The organism is Saccharomonospora iraqiensis subsp. iraqiensis (genome assembly GCF_000430445.1).
GTDB classification, from domain to species: domain Bacteria; phylum Actinomycetota; class Actinomycetes; order Mycobacteriales; family Pseudonocardiaceae; genus Saccharomonospora; species Saccharomonospora iraqiensis.
On record NZ_KE387128.1, the window covers coordinates 1 to 939 of the forward strand.

Sequence of the window (939 nt, forward strand, 5' to 3'; positions counted from 1 at the left end):
GGGAACGGGTGCCGGACGCGGCGGACCCGGACGCGCCGCCGGGTGGGCGGACACGGGACCCGCGGATGTGGCGGGAGCCGCTCGCCTGGGCGGTCGCGGTGTTCCTCGGCTGCCAGTCGATCAGTTACTACGCCGTCACCGCGTGGCTGCCGACGTTGCTGATCGAGGACGTCGGGGTGGCACCGGACCTCGCCGGCGGCGCGATGTCCGCCTTCCAGCTGCTGGGGATCGGCGGGACGCTGCTGATCCCGCTGCTGTCCGGGCGTCGTCCGAACCAGAGTTGGCTGGGCCTGGGCATCGTCTGCGGCTGGGTCGTGCTGGGCGTCGGTCTGCTGCTGTGGCCGTCGGCGTGGCCCGCCTGGGTGGCGGTCGGCGGAGTCGTGCAGGGCGCGGGCATCTCCTTCGCGTTCACCGTGCTGGTCCTGCGTGCCCACGACGCGGCCGCGGCCAGGTCGCTGTCGAGCATGGTGCAGCTCGTGGGGTACTCGCTCGGTGCGGCGGGGCCGGTGGCGTTCGGCGCGTTGTTCGGCGCCACCGGCGGTTGGACCGCCCCGCTGCTGCTGTTGCTGGCCGTGAGCGTGGCGATGGCGGTGTCCGGATGGGCCGCCGGTCGGAACCGGACGGTCGGGGCACCGTCCGCCGTGCCGTCGCGGTGACCGGGCGCGCTGTACGGGACCGGGCGGCCACGGGCCGTGCCCGCCCGGTCACCGCACCGATCGTCCGTTGTGGACCTTCGCGGGAACTCCGGTAACGGTGGTCACGTCCGCAAAACGCGGGGAGCACGGTAAACGATTCGTTCGTTGAGGGGACAGCAGTTCAGTCGCGAACGGATCGGGAACATGACCGAGGACGACAGGCGTGCCGAGGGTGGCCGATCGGCGGATTCGGCGCTGCGGCCCGCCCAGGTGGCCGCCGCGGCGCTGGCCGCCGTGGCGGCGG

General features: G+C 73.7%; 1 protein-coding gene. It reads left to right on the forward strand.

From position 1 onward, the window contains the following. Positions 1 to 656, forward strand: a 656-nt coding sequence (locus tag ACTIR_RS26925) for an MFS transporter (RefSeq protein WP_026455464.1), incomplete at its 5' end; no start/stop codon positions are given. Between the last annotated feature and the right edge of the window lie 283 nt (positions 657 to 939).